Annotated in this window: 16 protein-coding genes; 10 read left to right on the forward strand and 6 right to left on the reverse strand. The window is 71.4% G+C overall.

The annotated features are described in order from the left end of the window. Window positions 1–14: 14 nt before the first annotated feature. From WAB15_RS04335 to WAB15_RS04350, 4 genes are all read right to left on the reverse strand, one after another. On the reverse strand, window positions 15–488 hold the full coding sequence (locus tag WAB15_RS04335; RefSeq protein ID WP_407285389.1) for a carboxymuconolactone decarboxylase family protein: 474 nt from the start codon (window positions 486–488) through the stop codon (window positions 15–17). Window positions 489–685: 197 nt separating this feature from the next. Continuing rightward, on the reverse strand, window positions 686–1255 hold the full coding sequence (locus WAB15_RS04340) for a TetR/AcrR family transcriptional regulator (RefSeq protein WP_399144716.1): 570 nt from the start codon (window positions 1253–1255) through the stop codon (window positions 686–688). 54 nt (window positions 1256–1309) lie between these two features. Then, window positions 1310–2701: an amidase gene (locus WAB15_RS04345; RefSeq protein ID WP_407285390.1), complete on the reverse strand. Its 1392-nt coding sequence runs from the start codon at window positions 2699–2701 to the stop codon at window positions 1310–1312. Then, complete coding sequence (locus tag WAB15_RS04350) at window positions 2688–2921, reverse strand: hypothetical protein (RefSeq protein WP_399144714.1); 234 nt, start codon at window positions 2919–2921, stop codon at window positions 2688–2690. Before WAB15_RS04350 ends, WAB15_RS04345 begins: the two co-directional genes overlap by 14 nt. A gap of 196 nt (window positions 2922–3117) precedes the next feature. Here WAB15_RS04350 and WAB15_RS04355 point away from each other — a divergent pair, with 196 nt between their 5' ends. Beyond that, the gene (locus tag WAB15_RS04355; protein WP_407285391.1) at window positions 3118–4059 is read left to right on the forward strand and encodes an MBL fold metallo-hydrolase; all 942 of its coding nucleotides are present in this window, start codon (window positions 3118–3120) and stop codon (window positions 4057–4059) included. Here WAB15_RS04355 and WAB15_RS04360 read toward each other — a convergent pair. Beyond that, window positions 4008–5390 carry a diacylglycerol/lipid kinase family protein gene (locus WAB15_RS04360; RefSeq protein ID WP_407285392.1) on the reverse strand — a complete coding sequence of 461 codons (1383 nt, stop codon included), beginning with the start codon at window positions 5388–5390 and terminating at the stop codon, window positions 4008–4010. The two genes, WAB15_RS04355 and WAB15_RS04360, sit on opposite strands and share 52 nt — an antisense overlap. Before the next feature lie 407 nt (window positions 5391–5797). Between WAB15_RS04360 and WAB15_RS04365 the strand changes: the two genes are divergently transcribed. Together WAB15_RS04365 and WAB15_RS04370 are read left to right on the forward strand one after the other, a co-directional pair. After that, the gene (locus WAB15_RS04365) at window positions 5798–8557 is read left to right on the forward strand and encodes a LuxR C-terminal-related transcriptional regulator (protein WP_407285393.1); all 2760 of its coding nucleotides are present in this window, start codon (window positions 5798–5800) and stop codon (window positions 8555–8557) included. A 373-nt stretch (window positions 8558–8930) separates the two neighbouring features. Further along, window positions 8931–9848: an AEC family transporter gene (locus WAB15_RS04370; protein WP_407285394.1), complete on the forward strand. Its 918-nt coding sequence runs from the start codon at window positions 8931–8933 to the stop codon at window positions 9846–9848. Between the two features lie 21 nt (window positions 9849–9869). On the opposite strand, the gene WAB15_RS04375 is transcribed toward WAB15_RS04370, so the two are convergent. Then, window positions 9870–10130, reverse strand: coding sequence for a CGNR zinc finger domain-containing protein (locus WAB15_RS04375; RefSeq protein WP_407285395.1), 261 nt, complete (start codon window positions 10128–10130; stop codon window positions 9870–9872). 436 nt (window positions 10131–10566) lie between these two features. Between WAB15_RS04375 and WAB15_RS04380 the strand changes: the two genes are divergently transcribed. The 7 genes from WAB15_RS04380 (at window position 10567) to WAB15_RS04410 (ending at window position 17029) form a co-directional block, all read left to right on the forward strand. After that, window positions 10567–10767, forward strand: coding sequence for a hypothetical protein (locus WAB15_RS04380; protein WP_393491068.1), 201 nt, complete (start codon window positions 10567–10569; stop codon window positions 10765–10767). Next, complete coding sequence (locus WAB15_RS04385; RefSeq protein WP_407285396.1) at window positions 10764–12170, forward strand: DUF2252 domain-containing protein; 1407 nt, start codon at window positions 10764–10766, stop codon at window positions 12168–12170. The genes WAB15_RS04380 and WAB15_RS04385 overlap by 4 nt, the downstream gene beginning before the upstream one ends. Before the next feature lie 83 nt (window positions 12171–12253). After that, window positions 12254–13603, forward strand: coding sequence for a hypothetical protein (locus WAB15_RS04390; RefSeq protein WP_407285397.1), 1350 nt, complete (start codon window positions 12254–12256; stop codon window positions 13601–13603). Beyond that, entirely contained in the window at window positions 13596–14165 is a 570-nt protein-coding gene (locus WAB15_RS04395) for a hypothetical protein (RefSeq protein ID WP_407285398.1), read from the forward strand. Before WAB15_RS04390 ends, WAB15_RS04395 begins: the two co-directional genes overlap by 8 nt. A 180-nt stretch (window positions 14166–14345) precedes the next feature. Next, on the forward strand, window positions 14346–15953 hold the full coding sequence (locus WAB15_RS04400) for an MFS transporter (RefSeq protein WP_407289159.1): 1608 nt from the start codon (window positions 14346–14348) through the stop codon (window positions 15951–15953). Between the two features lie 134 nt (window positions 15954–16087). Further along, window positions 16088–16498 (forward strand): SHOCT domain-containing protein, encoded by a 411-nt coding sequence (locus tag WAB15_RS04405; protein ID WP_399144704.1) that lies wholly within the window; start codon window positions 16088–16090, stop codon window positions 16496–16498. Window positions 16499–16618: 120 nt separating this feature from the next. Beyond that, window positions 16619–17029: a hypothetical protein gene (locus WAB15_RS04410; protein WP_399144703.1), complete on the forward strand. Its 411-nt coding sequence runs from the start codon at window positions 16619–16621 to the stop codon at window positions 17027–17029. Window positions 17030–17210 lie beyond the last annotated feature (181 nt).

Genomic DNA, 17210 nt, shown 5'->3' on the forward strand with positions numbered 1-17210 from the left:
CTGACCGGTGCTCCTCAGTGGAACTGCCCGGGCTCGTAGCTGCCGGCCGGCTGCTGGGAGATGACGTTCAGCCGGTTCGCCATGTTCATGAAGGAAATCATCATCACCAGGGCGGTGAGCTGCTCCTCGTCGTAGTGTTTGGCGGCGGACGCCCACACCGCGTCGTCGACCCCGCCGGCCCCGTCCGCGATCCGGGTCCCCGCCTCCGCCAGCTCCAGTGCGGCCCGCTCGGCCTCGGTGAAGACCGTGGCCTCCCGCCACGCCGCGACCAGGTGCAGCCGCACCGAGGTCTCGCCGGCGGCGGCGGCATCCTTGGTGTGCATGTCGATGCAGAAGGCGCAGCCGTTGATCTGGCTCACTCGCAGCGCCACGAGCTCCTGCGTCGCGGTCGGCAGCGGCGAGTCCTTGACCGCCTGGCCCGCCGCCATGACGTGCTTGAGGGCCTTGCCGGCGATCGCGGAGGCGAAGAAGTTCAGGCGTGCGTCCATGGTGTGCTCCTTGGTGGTCGTCAGTGGCTACAACCCTGAGACGAGGTAGCCCGCCCCCCTGTGACATGGACGCATGTGACCTACGTCTCCCGGCGGGCGGCATACGGGAGCTCGTTCGGTGGGCCGCGGGTCGTTCAGGGGAACGACGCCGACCTCGGTCGGCACCAGCCCACAGGCGAGGGGCAACTGACGTACCGTCAGCGCCTGCGGGCCCGGGCGAGGAGCTTCGCCACGAGCCCGCGTGCGTAGTCGGCCTCCAGTCCGCCGGGGCGGAAGAGGATGCGGTACATCATGGGGGCGACGACGTGGTCGATGACCGACTCGGTGTCGGGCGCGCGCTCCCCGCGGTCGGCCGCCCGCGCGAGGACCGTCTCGATCTGCTCGGCGGCGTAGGCCGAGCACTGGCCGGCGTTGCTGCCGTCCGGGTCGCCGAGCAGCGCGTCACGGATGTAGGCACGCCCCGAGGGAGCGGCCATCTCGTCGAGGAACTGCTCGGCCCAGGCCGTCAGGTCGGCTGCCAGATCACCGTGCTCCCCCGGCTGGGTGTCGGGGCGCAGGCGCTCGACGGCCACGTCCGACAACAGTTCCTGCAGGTCGCCCCAGCGGCGGTAGATCGTCGACGGGGTGACTCCGGCGCGCTGGGCCACCAGCGGCACCGTCAGGGCGTCCCGGCCGACCTCGGATTCCAGTGCGCGTACGGCGGAGTGCACCGCTTCCTGGACCCGGGCGCTGCGTCCTCCGGGGCGCACCATCTGTCTGCGAGCCATGCTTCCACCTTAAAGCAAAATCCTTGCTTCTAGAGGAGTGCGCCTTCGACGCCCTCAGCCCACCGGCGCGAGCCCTCGGGCGGGTTCGGTCTGCTCGTAGGCGTGGCCGACCCGTAGGAGCAGGGCCTCGGCGAGGGGCCGGCCGAGCAGCTGCATACCGATCGGCAGCCCGGCCCGGTCGTGGCCGACCGGTACGGACAACGCGGGCACCCCGGTGATGTTGGCCGGCGACGACAGGCGTACATAGGCCTCGGAGACGCTCTCCTCCGTGCCGTCGGACCAGGTGACCGACGACTCCCCGGCCGGTACGGCGGTCACCGGGACCGTCGGAGCGGCGATCACGTCGACCTCGTTCAGCATGCGCGCCCACTCCTGCCGCATCAGCGTCCGGGCCCGCTGGGCGCGCAGATAGTCCCCGGCGGACAGCAGTTCCCCGGCTTCGAGCAGTACGCGGACGTCCGGCTCGTACAGGTCGGGGACGGTGCGCAGGGTCCGCTCGTGACAGGCGGTGGCCTCGGGGACCATCAGGCCCCAGTGCGTCGCCTGGATGTAGCGCGTCATCGGGATCTCGACCTCGACGAGCCGTGCGCCGAGGGCCTGGAGCCGGTCGACGGCGCGCCGGACGGCGGACTCCACCTCCGGGTGGACACGGTCGAAGTAGTAGTTGCCCGGCACCCCGACGCGCAGGCCCGTCAGGTCCCCCTCTCCGCCCGGCCGGTAGTCCTCGCCGGCCGCGGACAGGGAGGACTGGTCGCGGGGGTCGTGCCCGGCCACGGCGGACAGCACCAGGGCCGCGTCCTCGACGCTGCGGGTGAGGGTGCCGACATGGTCCAGCGACCACGACAGCGACGTCACACCGTGCCGGGGCACGAGGCCGTACGTCGGCTTGAGGCCGACGACCCCGTTCAGTGCGGCGGGCACCCGGACCGATCCGCCGGTGTCCGTCCCCAGGGCGAAGACCGCGGCCCCCGCCGCGACGGCGACGGCCGAACCGCCGCTGGATCCGCCGGCGACCCGGTCGCGGTCCCAGGCGTTGCGGGTCTGCGGCGTGGTCAACCCGTAGGCGAATTCATGGGTTTCGGTCTTGCCGACCAGGACCGCGCCGCCCGCCGACAGCCGCGCGGCGACCGTGCTGTCCGCCTCCGCGCGGTGGTCGGCCCGGACCCGGGAGCTGGCCGTCGTCGCCATGCCGGCGACGTCGATCAGGTCCTTCAGCGCCATGGGGATCCCGTGCAGCGGGCCCCGGAAGCGGCCGGCCACGGCTTCGTGTGCGGCCGCACGCGCCGCGCTGCGCGCTCGCTGTGCCGTCACCGTGACGTAGGCCCCCAGATGCGGCTCCACCCGCGCGATGCGGTCGAGCACCGAGTCCACCAACTCGACGGGCGACAACCGCCGCTCGCGCACCGCGTCCGCGGCGGCGGTGAGGGACAGTTCAGACGGCTGCATCGTGTCGCTCCTCTCCGGCGCGGTAGCCGAATGCGGGCGGGGTGTCACCGAAGTCGAGCTCCCGCAGGACCGAGACGACGGTGTGGATGTGCTGGGCGGTGGCAGCCACCTCGGCGTGGCGGTCGCCTTCCAAGGGGAGTCCGGCGCGGGCCGCCCATCGGGCCGCTTCGGGCGGGGTGAGTTCCGGGGTGAGTTCATCGGCGGGCGTATCGGCGGGCATGGGGTCCCCCTCGTCGGTTGGAGTGACGGAGTGGCGGAGCAGTGGCGAGCTACGGTGACACAAAAGCTAAGTGTTTGCGTTAAGTGACTGTAGGGCCTAGAGTCGACTTAACGCAAACCTATTGCTTTTAGCTGAGCCCGGCTCGGGCTGCCGAAGGACCGGCTCGAACAAGCCGAAGGAAAGGAATCGACGGACCGTGCACGCATCACCGGTGAACGACCCCCACCCGCCGACCGCCACCCCCTCCTGGACAGTGGGCGACGTCATCGTTCACCGCATCGACGAGGTCCCCCTGCCGCCCGCGACCGGAGGCTGGCTGCTGCCCGGCGCCACCGCCGACGTGGTCGCCCGACACGACTGGCTGCGCCCGGACTTCGCCGGGAGCGACGGCGTACTGCACATCGACAGCCACAGCTTCGCGTTCGAAGCGGGCGGGCTGCGCGTCCTCGTCGACACCGGCATCGGCAACGGCAAGACGCGCGCGAACCCGGCCTGGCACGATCTGAAGACCGACTACCTCGATCGCCTCACCGGCGCCGGATTCCCCCCGGACCGCATCGACCTGGTCGTCCTCACCCACCTGCACGCCGACCACGTCGGCTGGAACACCCGGGCCCTGGACGACGGCAGTTGGGTCCCCACCTTCCCCCACGCCCGATACGTCACCGCCCGCGCCGAGCGGGAGTTCTGGAGCGGGTACGACATGGACGAGGCGCGGCGGCAGATGTTCCGCGACTCCGTGGTTCCGGTCGAGGAGGCCGGACTGCTCGACCTCGTCGACGTCCCCGCCCAGGGCGCCGAAGTCGTCCCCGGCGTGCGTCTGCTGCCCACCCCCGGACACACCCCCGGCCACGTCGCCGTCCAGGTGAGCAGCGGTGGTGAGACGGCGCTGATCACCGGCGACTGCATCCACCACCCCGTCCAGTTCGCCCGTCCCACGATCGGCAGCTGTGTCGACATCGACCCGGAGCGGTCCGAGGCCACCCGCCGCGCCCTGCTCGGCTCGCTCGCCGGCACCGACGCCCTCGTCCTCGGCACCCACTTCGCGCCGCCCACGGCCGGCCGGGTGGCCGTCCAAGGGGACGCCTACCGGCTGCTGCCGGTCCCCCCGTCCGGCCGGCCCGGCGTCGACGGCTGAGGATCCGCCACCGGACGCTCCCGCGCCAGTGCGAGCCTGCGCAGCCGTCGCCAGTCCATCGGGGGCTTCGCCCGCGGCACACCAGGACGGCGCCGCGGCACGCGTACGCGCAGGGCTCGAGGCCGGATCGTGCAGCGGACGGGGGTCGGCAGGGTGAGCGCCTCACCGTCGACGCCGGCTTGGATCTCGGGCTCGTCGGCGTCGACGAGGACCTCCTGGGCGGTCAGCACGGTGAGGCCCGGGCCGTGCCTGCCCCGCAGGATTCCGGCCGCCTGCGCCGCGTTGTCGACTTTCACGCCCAGGACCCCGAGGACACCGGCATCCAACTCCTCGCGCCGTCCCAGTCCGGCCGGATCGCCCATGCGATAGGGGTTGTTGCTGACCAGGACCGCCTGCGGGCCGTCGATGGCCGTGCCCCCGACGCGCACGGCCAGCCGCGGGCCGCGCTGGTGCGTCAGCAGGTCCGGAAGCAGCTCCAGGATGGTCCGCACCTTGTCGTCGCGGTAGGCGGGGCTCTGGACGACGGACGCGTACGTGCCGAAGGACGCGTTGTTGACGAAGGCCCGCCCGTCGATGAAGCCGAGGTCGACGCGGATTTCGACGCCGTCGGTGAGGGCGTCGAGGCAGCTCGCCGGATCGTCCCGGTCCAGGCCGAGGTCGAGTGCGAAGTGATTGCGGGTGCCGGCCGAGATCACCATGAACGAGAGGCCGTGCTCGGCGGCCACACCGGCCACCATGGCCTGGGTGCCGTCCCCGCCCGCGACACCCAGGAGGTCTGCGCCGTCGTCCACCGCGCGGCGGGCGAGCGCGACCACGTCCTCATGGTGAGCGGTATCCAGCAGGTGCACCTCGGCACCGAGTTCCTCCGCCCGCTCCTTCAGGCGGAATCTGCCCACCCTTCCGTCGCCCGAGCGGGGGTTCATGATCAGGAAGGGGCTCCGCGGCGGCGTGACGCGGACGCCTGGCGGGCCGCCCGGCTGCGTGTCCCTGCTGAGCGCGGCTCCGCCGGCGGAGACCGCCAGTGCGCACAGGGCGAGGGAGACGAGTACCACCCACAGCAGACCGGCCGACGCGTACAGCACGAGCACGACGGCCGGAGCCACGACGGACAGGGCGCCCGCAAGCACCCTGACCAGTCCATGCCGGGTCAGCATCCACCAGACGCCCGCCGCGCCGACGGCGAGGCCGGCCAGCCCGACGCCCAGGAGAGCGAAGCTCCGGAGCCCGGCGAACAACAGCGGGACCAGGGCCGCCGCGGCTCCGGCCGCCAAGGCCAGGAGTGCGGACCAGCGCTGCGTCCGGTCGTGTGCGCCGGTATCCGTACTGCCCATGGAGACTCCTGGCGGTCCCGGGGCCCGGTGGTGTCGACATGTCCCGGGGCAATGTCGTCCCGGGACATGTCCCCGGGGGCAATGCCTTGCGTGCCACCGCTCCGGATTGCCACTCCTGCTTGCCGGCTGCCAGTCCACAACCCGCGGCTCGCCCCGGCATCACCCTGGGCGGGTGAACGGTGACGGTGAGGGTGAACGTGTGCCGCGCCCCCTGGGCGGTAGGTACCGCCCAGTGCCGCCTCGGCCCCTCGTATGGCGATCATGGTTCCGGGGCCGCACAGTGGGAGACGGGTCCTCACGGGGCGGGAAGCGGATCGACGTGAGATGGCCGCCTCGTCCGGCAGAGTGCGGCGGCGGGCGGACGGCGGCGTCAGTGTCAGGGAGCCCGCACCCAGACGGTGATGTCCATGCCCCGCAGCACAGCCTCAGCAGCGGCAGCCGGTGAGGGGGAGTCCGCTACCCCCGCTCTACCGACGCTCGCCACGATGTCCGACGACGGCGGCACCCCCGCGCACCTGGCGCCGACCGGTGACCCGCTACTGGCCGCGAAGTTCTCCGTACCGTCCGTGCCGCGCAACGCCATCCGCCGGCAGCGGCTGCTCGACCGGCTCACCGAGGGCACGGCCGGGCCGCTGACCCTGATCACGGGTCCGGCGGGCGCCGGAAAGACGACGCTGGCCGCCTCCTGGGCGCGCGGCGGGAGTGCCCCGGGCCCCGTGGCGTGGCTGACGGCCGAGCCGGACGACAGGGCGCCCGGGGTGTTCTGGGCCTATGTGCTGGAGGCGTTGAACCATCACCAGGTCGCGCTGCCCGACGAGGTGGGGCAGCCCGGCGCCGCCGACCGCGTCGACCACTCCCTGCTCACGCGGCTCGCGTCCGCACTGGCACAGCTGCGCCGACCGGTCGTGCTCGTGATCGACGGTCTGGAACACGTGCCGGTACGGGCGGTCACCTCCGACCTGGACTTCGTCCTGAACCACGCGGGCCCGCAGCTGCGCCTGGTGCTGGTCAGCCGGGTCGACCCGCTGCTTCCGCTGCACCGCTACCGCGCCGACGGCCGGATGAGGGAGATCCGCGGTCCCGACCTCGCGTTCACCCGGCAGGAGGCGGCGCGGCTGCTGCGCGGTCACGGCCTGGGCGGCTACGAGGAGAGCGTCGACGCCCTGCTGGCGCGCACGGAGGGCTGGGCGGCCGGATTGCGGCTGTGCGCGCTGGAGATGCAGCGGGCCGACGACCCGGCCGAGTTCGCCCGGTCGTTCGCCGCCTCCCAGAGCGCCCTCGCCGACTACCTGCTCACCGAGGTCTTCGCCGCCCAGCCCGCCGCCACCCAGGAGCTGCTGATGCGCGGCAGCATTCTCGACCGGGTGCACCCGGATCTGGCGAACGTGCTGACGGGATGCGAGGACGCCGAGTGGATCCTGGCCGAGCTGACCCGCGCCCACCTCTTCGTCGAACCGATCGACGGCACGCCGTGGTGCCGCTACCAGCCGCTGTTCTCCGAGGTGCTGCGCATGCACCTGCGCCATCACCGGCCCGGCCTCGAACCCCGGTTGCGCCGCCGGGCCGCGACCTGGCTCGCGGACACCGGGCGGCTCGCCGAGGGGATGGAACAGGCCGCCGCGGCCCCGGACTGGGAGTGGGCCTGCACCCGCATGGTGAGCCGCCTGGAGATCGGACGCCTGCTCACCGGCCCGGAGGCACCCCGGCTGGAGCGGGTCTTCGCCGGTATGCCCGGCGATCTGCCGGGCGTGGCTCCCGCGTTGGTCGCGGCCGCCTGCGCCCTGGCCCGGTACGACACCGCGAACTGCCGGGCGCGACTGGACCGGGCCGAGGACGAGCTACGCAGACCGGGAGCCGGGCCGGCTCCGGAAGCCCGGTTCGCGCTCGCCCTGCTCCGGCTGCTGGCCGGACCACCCCCGGCGCAGGACGGCGACCGTGTCTGCCGCGCGGCGGAGTCGGCGGCTCAACAGTCCCGCGAACTCGCCGACCAGCTACCGCGGCCACTCACCGAGGCCCACCAGGAGATCGAGGCGCTACGGCAGTACGGGCTGGCGTGCGGGCTGCAACTGGGCGGCCGCCCCGACGAGGCCATGAGGGCGTTCGACCACACGGTGGAGGGCTGTACCGCGGAGGTGACCGGGACCGTCCGAGAGGGCAGCCTCGGCCGACTCGCCCTGATGGAGTCCGAGCGCGGGGAGTTGAGCCGGGCCGAGAAGCACGCCCTGCTCGCGCTGGAACTCGCCGGAGACCGATCCGCTCCGCCGACCCGGCGATCCGGGATCAGCCATCTCGCACTGGCCGCCGTCGCCCTCGAACGCGGCGAACTCCGGGCCGCCCGCCGTCGCGTCGACCTCGCGGCCGCGTCCCCGGACGCCGGGCACGACCCGGTCACCGACTGTGAAATCGCCGTCGCCCGCTCCCGGCTGGACCTCGCGCACGGCCGGTGGCAGGCCGCACTCGCGGCCCTCAAGGGCGACACCGGCCCTCTCGCGCCGGGGCCGGCACGGCGCCTCGCCGTCGCCCGCTCGGCGGCCCAACTGGCCCGAGGCGACCCCGCGTCGGCGATCGCCGCCCTGGCCGAGTGCGGCGGCGGTACGGCGCGCACCCTCGCGCTCGCCCAGGCCCGGCTCGCCGCCGGGGACCTCGACCAGGCCCTCGGCCTCCTCGCGCCCCTGGACCGCCGGCCGGACGCGGGAACCGCGGAGCAGATCCGCATCCGTCTGCTGCAGTCCCACGCCGCGGCCCTGGCCCAGGACACCGAGACCGCATGCCGCCGGCTGCACGACGCGCTGGCCGCCGCCCGCCCCGAGCGGATCCGCCGGCCCTTCACCGAGGCGGGCCCATGGGTGGGGCATCTGCTGGAGCAGCGGCCCGATCTGGCCACGGGGCACGCGTGGCTGCTCGACCGTCCGGCGCGCGTCAACAGCAGGCCCCGCCCGGACGGCGGCGACCGCCCGCCGGCGCCGGTCATGGTGGAAGCGCTGACCGACCGTGAGCGCGAGGTGCTCCAGCACGGGGCGGAGCTGCTGTCGACCGAGGAGATCGCCGAGGCGATGTATCTGTCGGTCAACACGGTCAAGACGCATCTGCGGAGCATCTACCGCAAGCTCACCGTCTCCCGCCGCGGCGACGCCGTACGGCGTGCGCGTGAGCTCCATCTGCTGTGACCCGCCGGCGGCGGCCGGATGTCACCTCGTCCGGGTGATGCGGCCGCGCGTCCTCCTCGTGATGGCCACAGCCCTTGCTCTCGGGGCATCGGGGAGTCCGGCCTGCTGAGCCCTCTCACGGCAACCCTGTAATGGTTGTCTTGCCTCGCGGTATTACATCAGCCTGTCGGCATGCACTCTTCGACACCCAGTGCCCAGGGCACTGGCTCTTCCCACCCTCACCAGCGAGACAGAACGGCCGGCGGCTCCACGGATGTTCCGTGCGCCTCGGGGAGGGCTGGCCGGTGACCGGCGGCCCGGTGACACCTGCCGGTTCGCCCATCCTGGAAGAGGGCTGCCGCATCATCGTCGCCACGCTGGACGGGATCCCGACGTGATCGCACTGACCGTCGAGGCGCTGATTCCGGTCATCCTGCTGATCGCACTGGGCTACGTGCTCAAGCGATCGATGATCACGGCCGAGGGTTTCTGGTCCGAGTCCGAGCGCCTGAGCTATCACGTGCTGCTGCCGGCTCTGTTCCTGCACAGCCTGGCGACGGCCGACACCGACGATCTGCCGGTAGGGGCCCTGGCAGGCACTCTGATCGCCTCCACCGTGGCGGTCGCCGTGCTGGTCATCGCCTTCAGGCCCATGATGCGGCTGGAGGAAGAGGGCTTCACCTCGGTCTTCCAGGGCAGCGTCAGGTTCAACAACTACATCGGCGTGACGATCGCCGCCGGCTTGTACGGCACCCAGGGCGTCGCCACCGCCGCGGTCTGCAACGCGGCGATCGTGCCCACGGTCAATGTCTTGTGCGTGCTGGTCTTCGCTCGGTTCGGGAGCGCACGCCTGCGCCTTGCAGACGTCGTCAAACAGCTCGTGACCAACCCGCTCATCCTCGCCTGCGCGGGAGGCATCCTCCTTCAGGCACTCGATCTGAGCCTGCCGCCGGGCATCGAGCCGGCGCTCCGGTCACTCGGAGCCGCCTCGATGCCGCTGGGGCTGCTGTGCATCGGCGCCGCGCTGCGCTTCGGTGCGGCACGGTCGTGGGCGGCGCCGATCCTGACGTCGTCGTCCGTCAAGTTCGCCCTCATGCCCGCCGCGGCCTTCCTGGCGGCCCAGATGGTCGGCCTGGACTCCCGGGCGCTGATCATCGCCGTGCTCTTCCAGGCTCTGCCCACGGCATCGTCCTCGTACATCATGGCGAGACAACTCGGCGGCGACGCACCGCTGATGGCCGGGATCACCGCGGCGCAGACACTTCTGGGCATCGCCGCCGTCCCGCTCGTGCTGGCACTGGTCTCGGCATAGCGCCTGCAGCCGGGCGGAACGCTAGCGCCGCTTCATCCGGTGGCGGCGGACCGCATCGGTGTTGGCGCAGCGCGCACAGCAGTAGGCGCGGCGACCGCTGCGGCTGGTGTCGACGAAGGCGGTCCGGCAGGAGTCCAGCGCGCAGGCGCCCAGCCGTTCCCCCTCGGCCTCCATGGTGAAGATGGCCAGCGCTCCTGCGGTCACGGCTTTCACACGGCTTTGGACGTCCTGGCCGTCCGGTGCGAAGTGCAGATGCGGCCGCAGGTCGTCGTGCGTGGTCAAGTACACGCTTCCAGCCCCGTCCGCGAGCAGAGTGTTGATCGTCTCGCACCGTTCGTGCTGCGAGGCAGCCTCGAAGACGGGCCTCAAACGCCGCGACCACGCCCTGATCTCCTCACCGGCCGAGCCAGTGACGCGCGAACGCCGGATCGCATGCTCCTGTAGTGCCCGTTCCAGTGCCTCGGCCCCCCAGGAACCACTCGACTCGAGGTTCACCAGCGACACGGCCAGATGGACCCCGACCATGTTGTCATGCTCAAACTTCACTCAACCATTGCAACACATGCCGGACCCGGGGCGATGGTCCGGCTGCGCGGCGGGTTTCCGGCGTGTCCGGGCCATGCCCCGGATGTCACCTCGTCCGGGTGATGCGGCCGCACCCGGTGGCCGTCGAGCATCGAAGGGACCGACCGCACCGACGCCGGGGAGGCGCGCGCTCATGCGATACGAGTTCCGCGTGACCGGCTGCATCTCGACGGTGATGGCCGAGGCGTTTCCCGAACTGGACCGAGCGCTCGCGCCACAGCAGACGGTCCTCGTCGGCCAGGTCACCGACGAGGCCCACCTCTACGGACTCCTCACCCGCTTCCAGGATCTGGGCCTGCGGGTCCTGGAGATGCGCCAACTTCCGGAACCATGACAGCCACCGAACCGAGCATCCCCCCGACACCGCAGGAGCGAGCCGCCCTCGGCAAGGCGGCACGCGCCCGTATGCCGCGCTCCGGCCACGCCGGGTTCGACCCCGCGCCGCACCGACCCGACCCGGTCGAGCAGTTGGAGCGCCAGTCCGCCCAGCGCGTGGCGGAACTCGTACCGCTTCGCTACGGCCGCATGCTGGAGTCCCCGTTCCGCTTCTACCGCGGTGCCGCCGCGGTCATGGCGAGCGACCTGGGGGCGTCCCCGCACACGGGGATCACGGTGCAGCTGTGCGGGGACGCGCACCCGTTGAACTTCGGGCTGTTCGCCTCCCCCGAGCGGCATCTGCTCTTCGACATCAACGACTTCGACGAGACGCTGCCGGGCCCGTGGGAGTGGGACGTCAAGCGCCTCGCCGCGGGATTCGAGGTCGCCGGCCGGAACAACGACTTCACGGCGAAGGAGCGCGGCGCGGTCGTACGCGGCACCGTCCGGGCCTACCGCGAGGCGATGCGCCGCTTCGCGCGGATGCGCAACCTCGAGGTCTGGTACACCCAGGCCGATGCGGACCAGCTCCGTGAGCTGCTGTCCGGCCGGTTGGACCGGGAGGCGCGGGAGAAGGTCGACCGCACGCTGGCCAAGGCACGTACCCGCAACAGCCTCCAGGCGTCCGCCAAGCTCACCCGGATCGTCGACGGAGCCCGGCGGATCGCCTCCGACCCGCCGCTGCTGGTCCCGCTGGGAGACCTCCTCCCCCGGGCCGAGCGCGCCGAGCTCGAACGCCGGCTGCGCACGCTCATCGACGGCTACCGCCGCAGCCTGCAACCCGACCGCCGGCATCTGCTCGACCAGTTCCAGCTGGCCGACATCGCGCGCAAGGTCGTCGGCGTCGGCAGCGTGGGCACCCGCTGCTGGATCCTGCTCATGCTCGGCAGGGACGACGAGGACCCCCTGCTGCTGCAGGCCAAGGAGGCCGGCGAGTCCGTGCTGGCGCCGTACGCCGGAGCGAGCGCGTACGACAACCAGGGCGAGCGGGTGGTGTGCGGCCAGCGGCTGATGCAGGCCGCCAGCGACATCTTCCTCGGCTGGGAGCGTGCCTTGGGCATCGACGGCCGCCGGCGCGACTTCTACGTCCGCCAGCTGCGCGACTGGAAGGGCGCCCCCCAGCCGGAGAGCATGGTCCCGGAGGGCATGAAGCTCCTGGGGGACCTGTGCGGTGCCGCGCTGGCCCGCGCCCATGCGCGCACCGGCGACCGGATCGCCATCGCCTCCTATCTGGGCCAGTCCGACGCCTTCGACCGGGCACTGGCGGACTTCGCCGAGGCCTACGCCGACCAGAACGAGCGCGACCACCAGGCCCTGGCCGAGGCCGTACGCACGGGGCGCGTCACGGCCCGGTCCGGCTGACCGCAGGGCCGCCCGTTACGGGTGATGTGGTCCGGCCCGCGGCGGGCGACGGTGGATCGAGGATCTGCGCGAAGGAGCACGTGATGGACTCGTCATCCGCGGCCGCCCCCACCCCCGAAGGCCCCGAGAAGCCCCTGAGCGCCGCCGAGCGGGTGGAGTACACGCGTCTGCGCCGCGCCGCCGACATGCGGCACCGCCGCCTGCGCTATGTCGTCACCTGCCTGCTGCTGGCGCTGTCCTTCATCCTCGCCCCACTCGGCGTCGTCGCCGCCTGGGTGGACTCCCAGATGTCCGACACCGATCGGTACGTCCAGACCGTCGCGCCCCTCGCCAAGGACCCTTCGGTCCAGAGCGCGGTGACCAACCGGGTGACGAACAAGATCGTCAGCTATATCAACACCGAGGAGGTCACCGCCGCGCTCACCCGTGCCCTGCAGAAGACCGGCGCCCCACCGATCGTGGTCGACAAGGCGGATGTGCTGGCCGGCGCGCTGAAGTCCGGCGCCACCAGCGCGGTGCGCACGGTGGTGAACAAGGTGGTGACCAGCGACCAGTTCGCGGACGTCTGGGACGCCGCCAACCGCAGGGCCCACATGGCCATGGTCAACGTCCTCACCGGCAAGGGCGGCAGCGCCGTGGAGGCCAAGGGCGACACCATCAGCCTCGACATCGGCACCGTGATCAGCCAGGTGCAGAAGAAGCTGGTCGACGAGGGGTTCAAGAACGCCGACAAGATCCCCGACATCGACAAGTCGATCGTGCTGGTGAAGATCGACCAGCTGAGCAAGGCCCAGGACGCCATGCGCCTGCTCAACATCGTCGGCGTCTGGCTGCCCGTGCTGGTCATCGTGCTGGCGGCACTGGCCGTGTGGTCGGGGCCCTCGCACCGGGTGGCCATGATGAGCGCGTCCGTCGGCATCGGCGTGATGATGGTCGTCCTGCTCATCGGGCTCGCCTTCGCCCGGGGAAAGTATCTGGACTCCGTGCAGCCCAAGGTCCAGTCCCCACAGGCGGCCGCCGCCGTCTACGACGAGCTGGTGCGGTTCCTGCAGCAGAGCACCCGCACCGTGCTGGTCATCGCGGTGATCGTCCTGATCGCCGGCTATCTCTACGGGCCCGGACGCGGCGCCCGTTGGATACGCTCCGTCGCCGTCCGCGGCACCGGCTCCGCCGGACGCGGCCTCGCCCGAGCGGGACTGCGCACCGGTGGCGCCGGCCGCTGGCTCGACGGGCACCGCGGCTGGACGACCGGAATCATCATCGGTGCGGGCGTGCTGACGCTGTTCCTGTGGAACTTCCCGACCCCGGGCGTGGTGGCCCTGGTCCTCGGGATCGTGGTGCTGGTCATGCTGATCCTCGGCATCCTCGCCGCCGCGAGAACGGCACCCGCGCCACCGGGACCCGGCCCCGGACTCACCGGGGACGATGGCTGACCGCCCCGCGCGCCGCGCCGACCCCGGGGATCCCGGAGCGGCGGGAGGTCGCGAGCCCGAGCCCGCGGGCGCCAAGCGGCAGGGGCCGGTCGTGGCCCGGAAGACCGACTACGCCGGCGCCGTCTACGGATCGCTGCTCGCCGCTTCGGTGGTGGCCGGGGCGGGCACCCTCGGCTCCTTCCCGCGGTTCAAACTGGTGCTGCTGCTCCTGTGCACCGGTGTGGTGTTCTGGGCCGCGCACGTCTACGCCCGTCTCGTCGGGGACCGGCTGGTGAACGAGTCCCTGAGCCGGCAGGAGATCCGTCGGGTCTGTCTGGACGAGTGGCCGATCGTCCAGGCGGCCGTCCCGCCGGCCGCCGCCGTGGCGGTCAGTCCGCTGCTGGGGCTCGGCCCGTACGGTGCGGCATGGCTGGGGCTCGCCGTGGCCGCGGCCGAGCAGGTGGGCTGGGCGAGCGTCGCGGTCGTCCGGGCCGGTGCCCCGCGTCGCCTGGTGCTGATCGCCGGGGCGGTCAATCTCCTTCTCGGCCTGACGATCGTGGCCCTGAAGGCCGCACTGCACTGAAGGCGGCGCCGGACTGAAGGCCGCACTGCGCCGACCGCCGCTCACCGGCTCCGGCCGCCCGGCCAGTCGGAGGACATGCCACCCCGCAACCGGACAAATCCCACCTTCCCCCGCCTATGCTGGCCGTTGTGGCGGCCGATCACCCCGTGCGGCACGTCGGAACCTGTGGAGGTGCACGCGGTGGGGCGCTGGCGGCCGCTGGTCATCCTCGGTACGGCTCAGTTCCTGATGGTGCTGGACACCTCGGTGATGAACGTGTCGATCAGTCAGCTGGTCGAGGACTTCGACACCGAGGTGACCGCGATCCAGGCCGTCATCACCCTCTACACCCTGGTCATGGCCGCGTTCATGATGACGGGAGGCAAGCTCGGCGACATGTTCGGCCGCCGGCGCATGTTCGCCGTCGGACTGGCGGTGTACGGCACGGGATCCGCACTCACCTCCGTGGCCCCCACCCTGTGGGTGCTCACACTCGGCTGGTCGGTGATCGAGGGACTCGGCGCGACGCTGGTCCTCCCGGCCCTGGCCGCGCTCGTGGCCGGTGCCTACACCGGCCGGGACCGGGCCGTGGCCTACGGGGTCATCGGCGGACTGGCAGGGGCGGGCATCGCGGTGGGCCCGCTGCTCGGCGGCTGGGTGACGACGTATCTGACCTGGCGGCTGGTCTTCGCCGGCGAAGTCGTCCTGGTGGTGGCCATGCTCTGCCTCATCGGGTGGGTCGAGGACCACCCAGTGCCCGAGCCACGGCCCCGGCTCGACACCGGAGGCGCCGCACTCTCCGCCCTCGGCCTGGCCATCGTGGTCCTGGGCGTCCTGCAGAGCAGCTCCTGGGGATGGCTGAAACCCCGCAACTCCCCCGTCACCGTCTTCGGCTTCTCCCTCACCCTCTTCGTCATCGCGGCGGGCGCCGTCGTCCTGTGGCTGTTCCGCCTATGGGAGCGACGTCAGGAGAGCCGCGGGCGGGACCCGCTGGTGCGGTTCTCGCTGTTCGCGCGACCGCCGCTGCGATCCGGCCTGAGCATGCTGCTCAGTCAGAACCTCATCCTGCTCGGCCTGTTCTTCGTCATCCCCCTCTATCTGCAGGTGGTGCAGGGCTTCAGCGCCTTCGAGACCGGTCTGCGGCTGCTGCCGGTGTCGATCACCATGCTGGTGTCCGCGATGAGCGGCCCCCTGCTGGGCCGGTTCGCCGGTCCGCGTGCGGTCGTACGCATCGGCCTGCTGGTGCTGTTCATCGCCATCGTGTGGCTGCTGGCCACGATCGAACCCCGTATCGACGACCTCAACTTCGCCCTGTCGATGGCCCTGCTGGGACTGGGCATGGGACTGCTCGCCTCGCAACTGGGCAATGTCACGCAGTCCAGCGTCGGGGAGTCCGAGCGCAGCGAGGTGGGCGGTCTCCAGTACACCGCCCAGAACCTGGGGTCCTCCCTCGGCACCGCCCTCATCGGCTCCATCCTGATCGGCGCCCTGGTCAGCGCCTTCACCACACAGATCGCCGACAACCCGAAGGTCTCCGACGCGGTGCGCGAGCAGGCCGGTATCGCGATCGAAGCCGGGGTCAGCTTCGTCAGCACCGACGAGATCCGGGCCGCGACCGAGCGCGCCTCGCTGCCGCCGGACGAGGCCGACGCGGTCGTGGACGCCTACGCCCAAGCCCAGCTCAACAGCCTCAAGGCCGCCGTCCTGACCGCCGCCGCCGTCACGCTCGCCGGCTTCCCGTTCACCCGCAACCTGCCCACTCAACGGCTCACCGGGAAGACCGGGAAGGCGTCCAAGGCGTCCACCTGAGGCGGAGCGGAAGGGCTGCAGGACTGGCAGGCCCGCCGGGAACCCCGCGCCGTGGTTCACCCGCGGAGGGTGATGCCCCGGTCCTGGGGCGGGCGCAGTGTGGAGGGGCGACTCCGAGTGACAGGAGAAAAGCCATGGGCAACGTGTACCTGGCCTACGACTATCCGGTACTGGGCGCCTTCTGGACCGTCATGTGGATCTTCCTGTGGGTTCTGTGGTTGATGGTCCTCTTCCGCGTCATCGTCGACATCTTCCGTGACCACGCGATGAACGGATGGGCCAAGGCCGGCTGGCTGATCTTCGTCATCATCCTCCCCTTCCTGGGCGTCCTGATCTACGTCATGGTGCGCGGCACGGACATGGGAAAGCGCGAGATACAGCACGCCCGGCAGCAGCAGGACGCGATCGACGCGTACATACGCGAAACAGCGACCCGCGGCGGCACGAGCCATGCCGACGAACTGGCCAAGCTGTCGGCTCTCAAGGAGAAGGGCGATATCTCGCAGGAGGAGTTCCAGCGGGCGAAGGACAAGATCCTGCACTGACGGCCGGCAGCCGGGAAACCCCGCGGAGAGGTCCGGCGACGGTTCGCCGGGCCGGCTGATCCGGCAGGCGCCTCTCGGCGACTCGTCACCGCCGCCATGACGAAAAGAAGGTCCGAGACCATGTCAACAACAACGAATCGCGGCACCGCGAAATCCGAGGCACTGGCCGGCGGGCTGACGCTGTTCGCCGCCGTGATGCTCACCATCGCCGGCGTCCTCGCCATCTTCCGCGGCATCATGGCGATCGCCAAAGACGCCATCTTCGTCGCCACGCCGAACTACGTCTTCAAGTTCGACGTGACGGGTTGGGGCTGGATCCACCTCATCCTCGGGATCGTGGCCACCCTTACCGGTATCGCCCTGTTCAAGGCCCCGATGTGGGCCAGGATCACCGGCATCGTCATCGCGGCACTGCTGTTGATCAGCAGCTTCCTCTCGCTGCCGTACTACCCGCTCTGGTCGATCGTCCTGATCGCGCTGTACGCCTTCATCATCTGGGCGCTGTGCGTAGTTGAGGAGAAGAACGTCTAGCTGCCCGCCCTGCCCTCGGAAATAGCCGCCCGAGGGCGCGCCACCGCCGTGCCCCACACCACCCACACCCTCGTCACCGCCCTCCATTCCAAGGAGGGCGGTGACGTGTGCTGCCCCCAGGATCTGCGCTGAGCACATGTGATCCAGATCATCCGCATACGACGGATGAATCGGTTCTTTG

Source organism: Streptomyces sirii (assembly GCF_045690365.1).
Taxonomy (GTDB): domain Bacteria; phylum Actinomycetota; class Actinomycetes; order Streptomycetales; family Streptomycetaceae; genus Streptomyces; species Streptomyces sirii.

Excerpts from the sequence above, each read along its gene's own strand:
- WAB15_RS04350 (WP_399144714.1), bottom strand. The coding sequence starts at position 2,921 with ATGCCCGCCGATACGCCCGCCGATGAACTCACCCCGGAACTCACCCCG.
- WAB15_RS04385 (WP_407285396.1), top strand. The coding sequence starts at position 10,764 with ATGACAGCCACCGAACCGAGCATCCCCCCGACACCGCAGGAGCGAGCC.
- WAB15_RS04340 (WP_399144716.1), bottom strand. The coding sequence starts at position 1,255 with ATGGCTCGCAGACAGATGGTGCGCCCCGGAGGACGCAGCGCCCGGGTC.
- WAB15_RS04365 (WP_407285393.1), top strand. The coding sequence starts at position 5,798 with ATGCCCCGCAGCACAGCCTCAGCAGCGGCAGCCGGTGAGGGGGAGTCC.
- WAB15_RS04390 (WP_407285397.1), top strand. The coding sequence starts at position 12,254 with ATGGACTCGTCATCCGCGGCCGCCCCCACCCCCGAAGGCCCCGAGAAG.
- WAB15_RS04410 (WP_399144703.1), top strand. The coding sequence starts at position 16,619 with ATGTCAACAACAACGAATCGCGGCACCGCGAAATCCGAGGCACTGGCC.
- WAB15_RS04345 (WP_407285390.1), bottom strand. The coding sequence starts at position 2,701 with ATGCAGCCGTCTGAACTGTCCCTCACCGCCGCCGCGGACGCGGTGCGC.
- WAB15_RS04360 (WP_407285392.1), bottom strand. The coding sequence starts at position 5,390 with ATGGGCAGTACGGATACCGGCGCACACGACCGGACGCAGCGCTGGTCC.
- WAB15_RS04335 (WP_407285389.1), bottom strand. The coding sequence starts at position 488 with ATGGACGCACGCCTGAACTTCTTCGCCTCCGCGATCGCCGGCAAGGCC.
- WAB15_RS04405 (WP_399144704.1), top strand. The coding sequence starts at position 16,088 with ATGGGCAACGTGTACCTGGCCTACGACTATCCGGTACTGGGCGCCTTC.
- WAB15_RS04395 (WP_407285398.1), top strand. The coding sequence starts at position 13,596 with ATGGCTGACCGCCCCGCGCGCCGCGCCGACCCCGGGGATCCCGGAGCG.
- WAB15_RS04380 (WP_393491068.1), top strand. The coding sequence starts at position 10,567 with ATGCGATACGAGTTCCGCGTGACCGGCTGCATCTCGACGGTGATGGCC.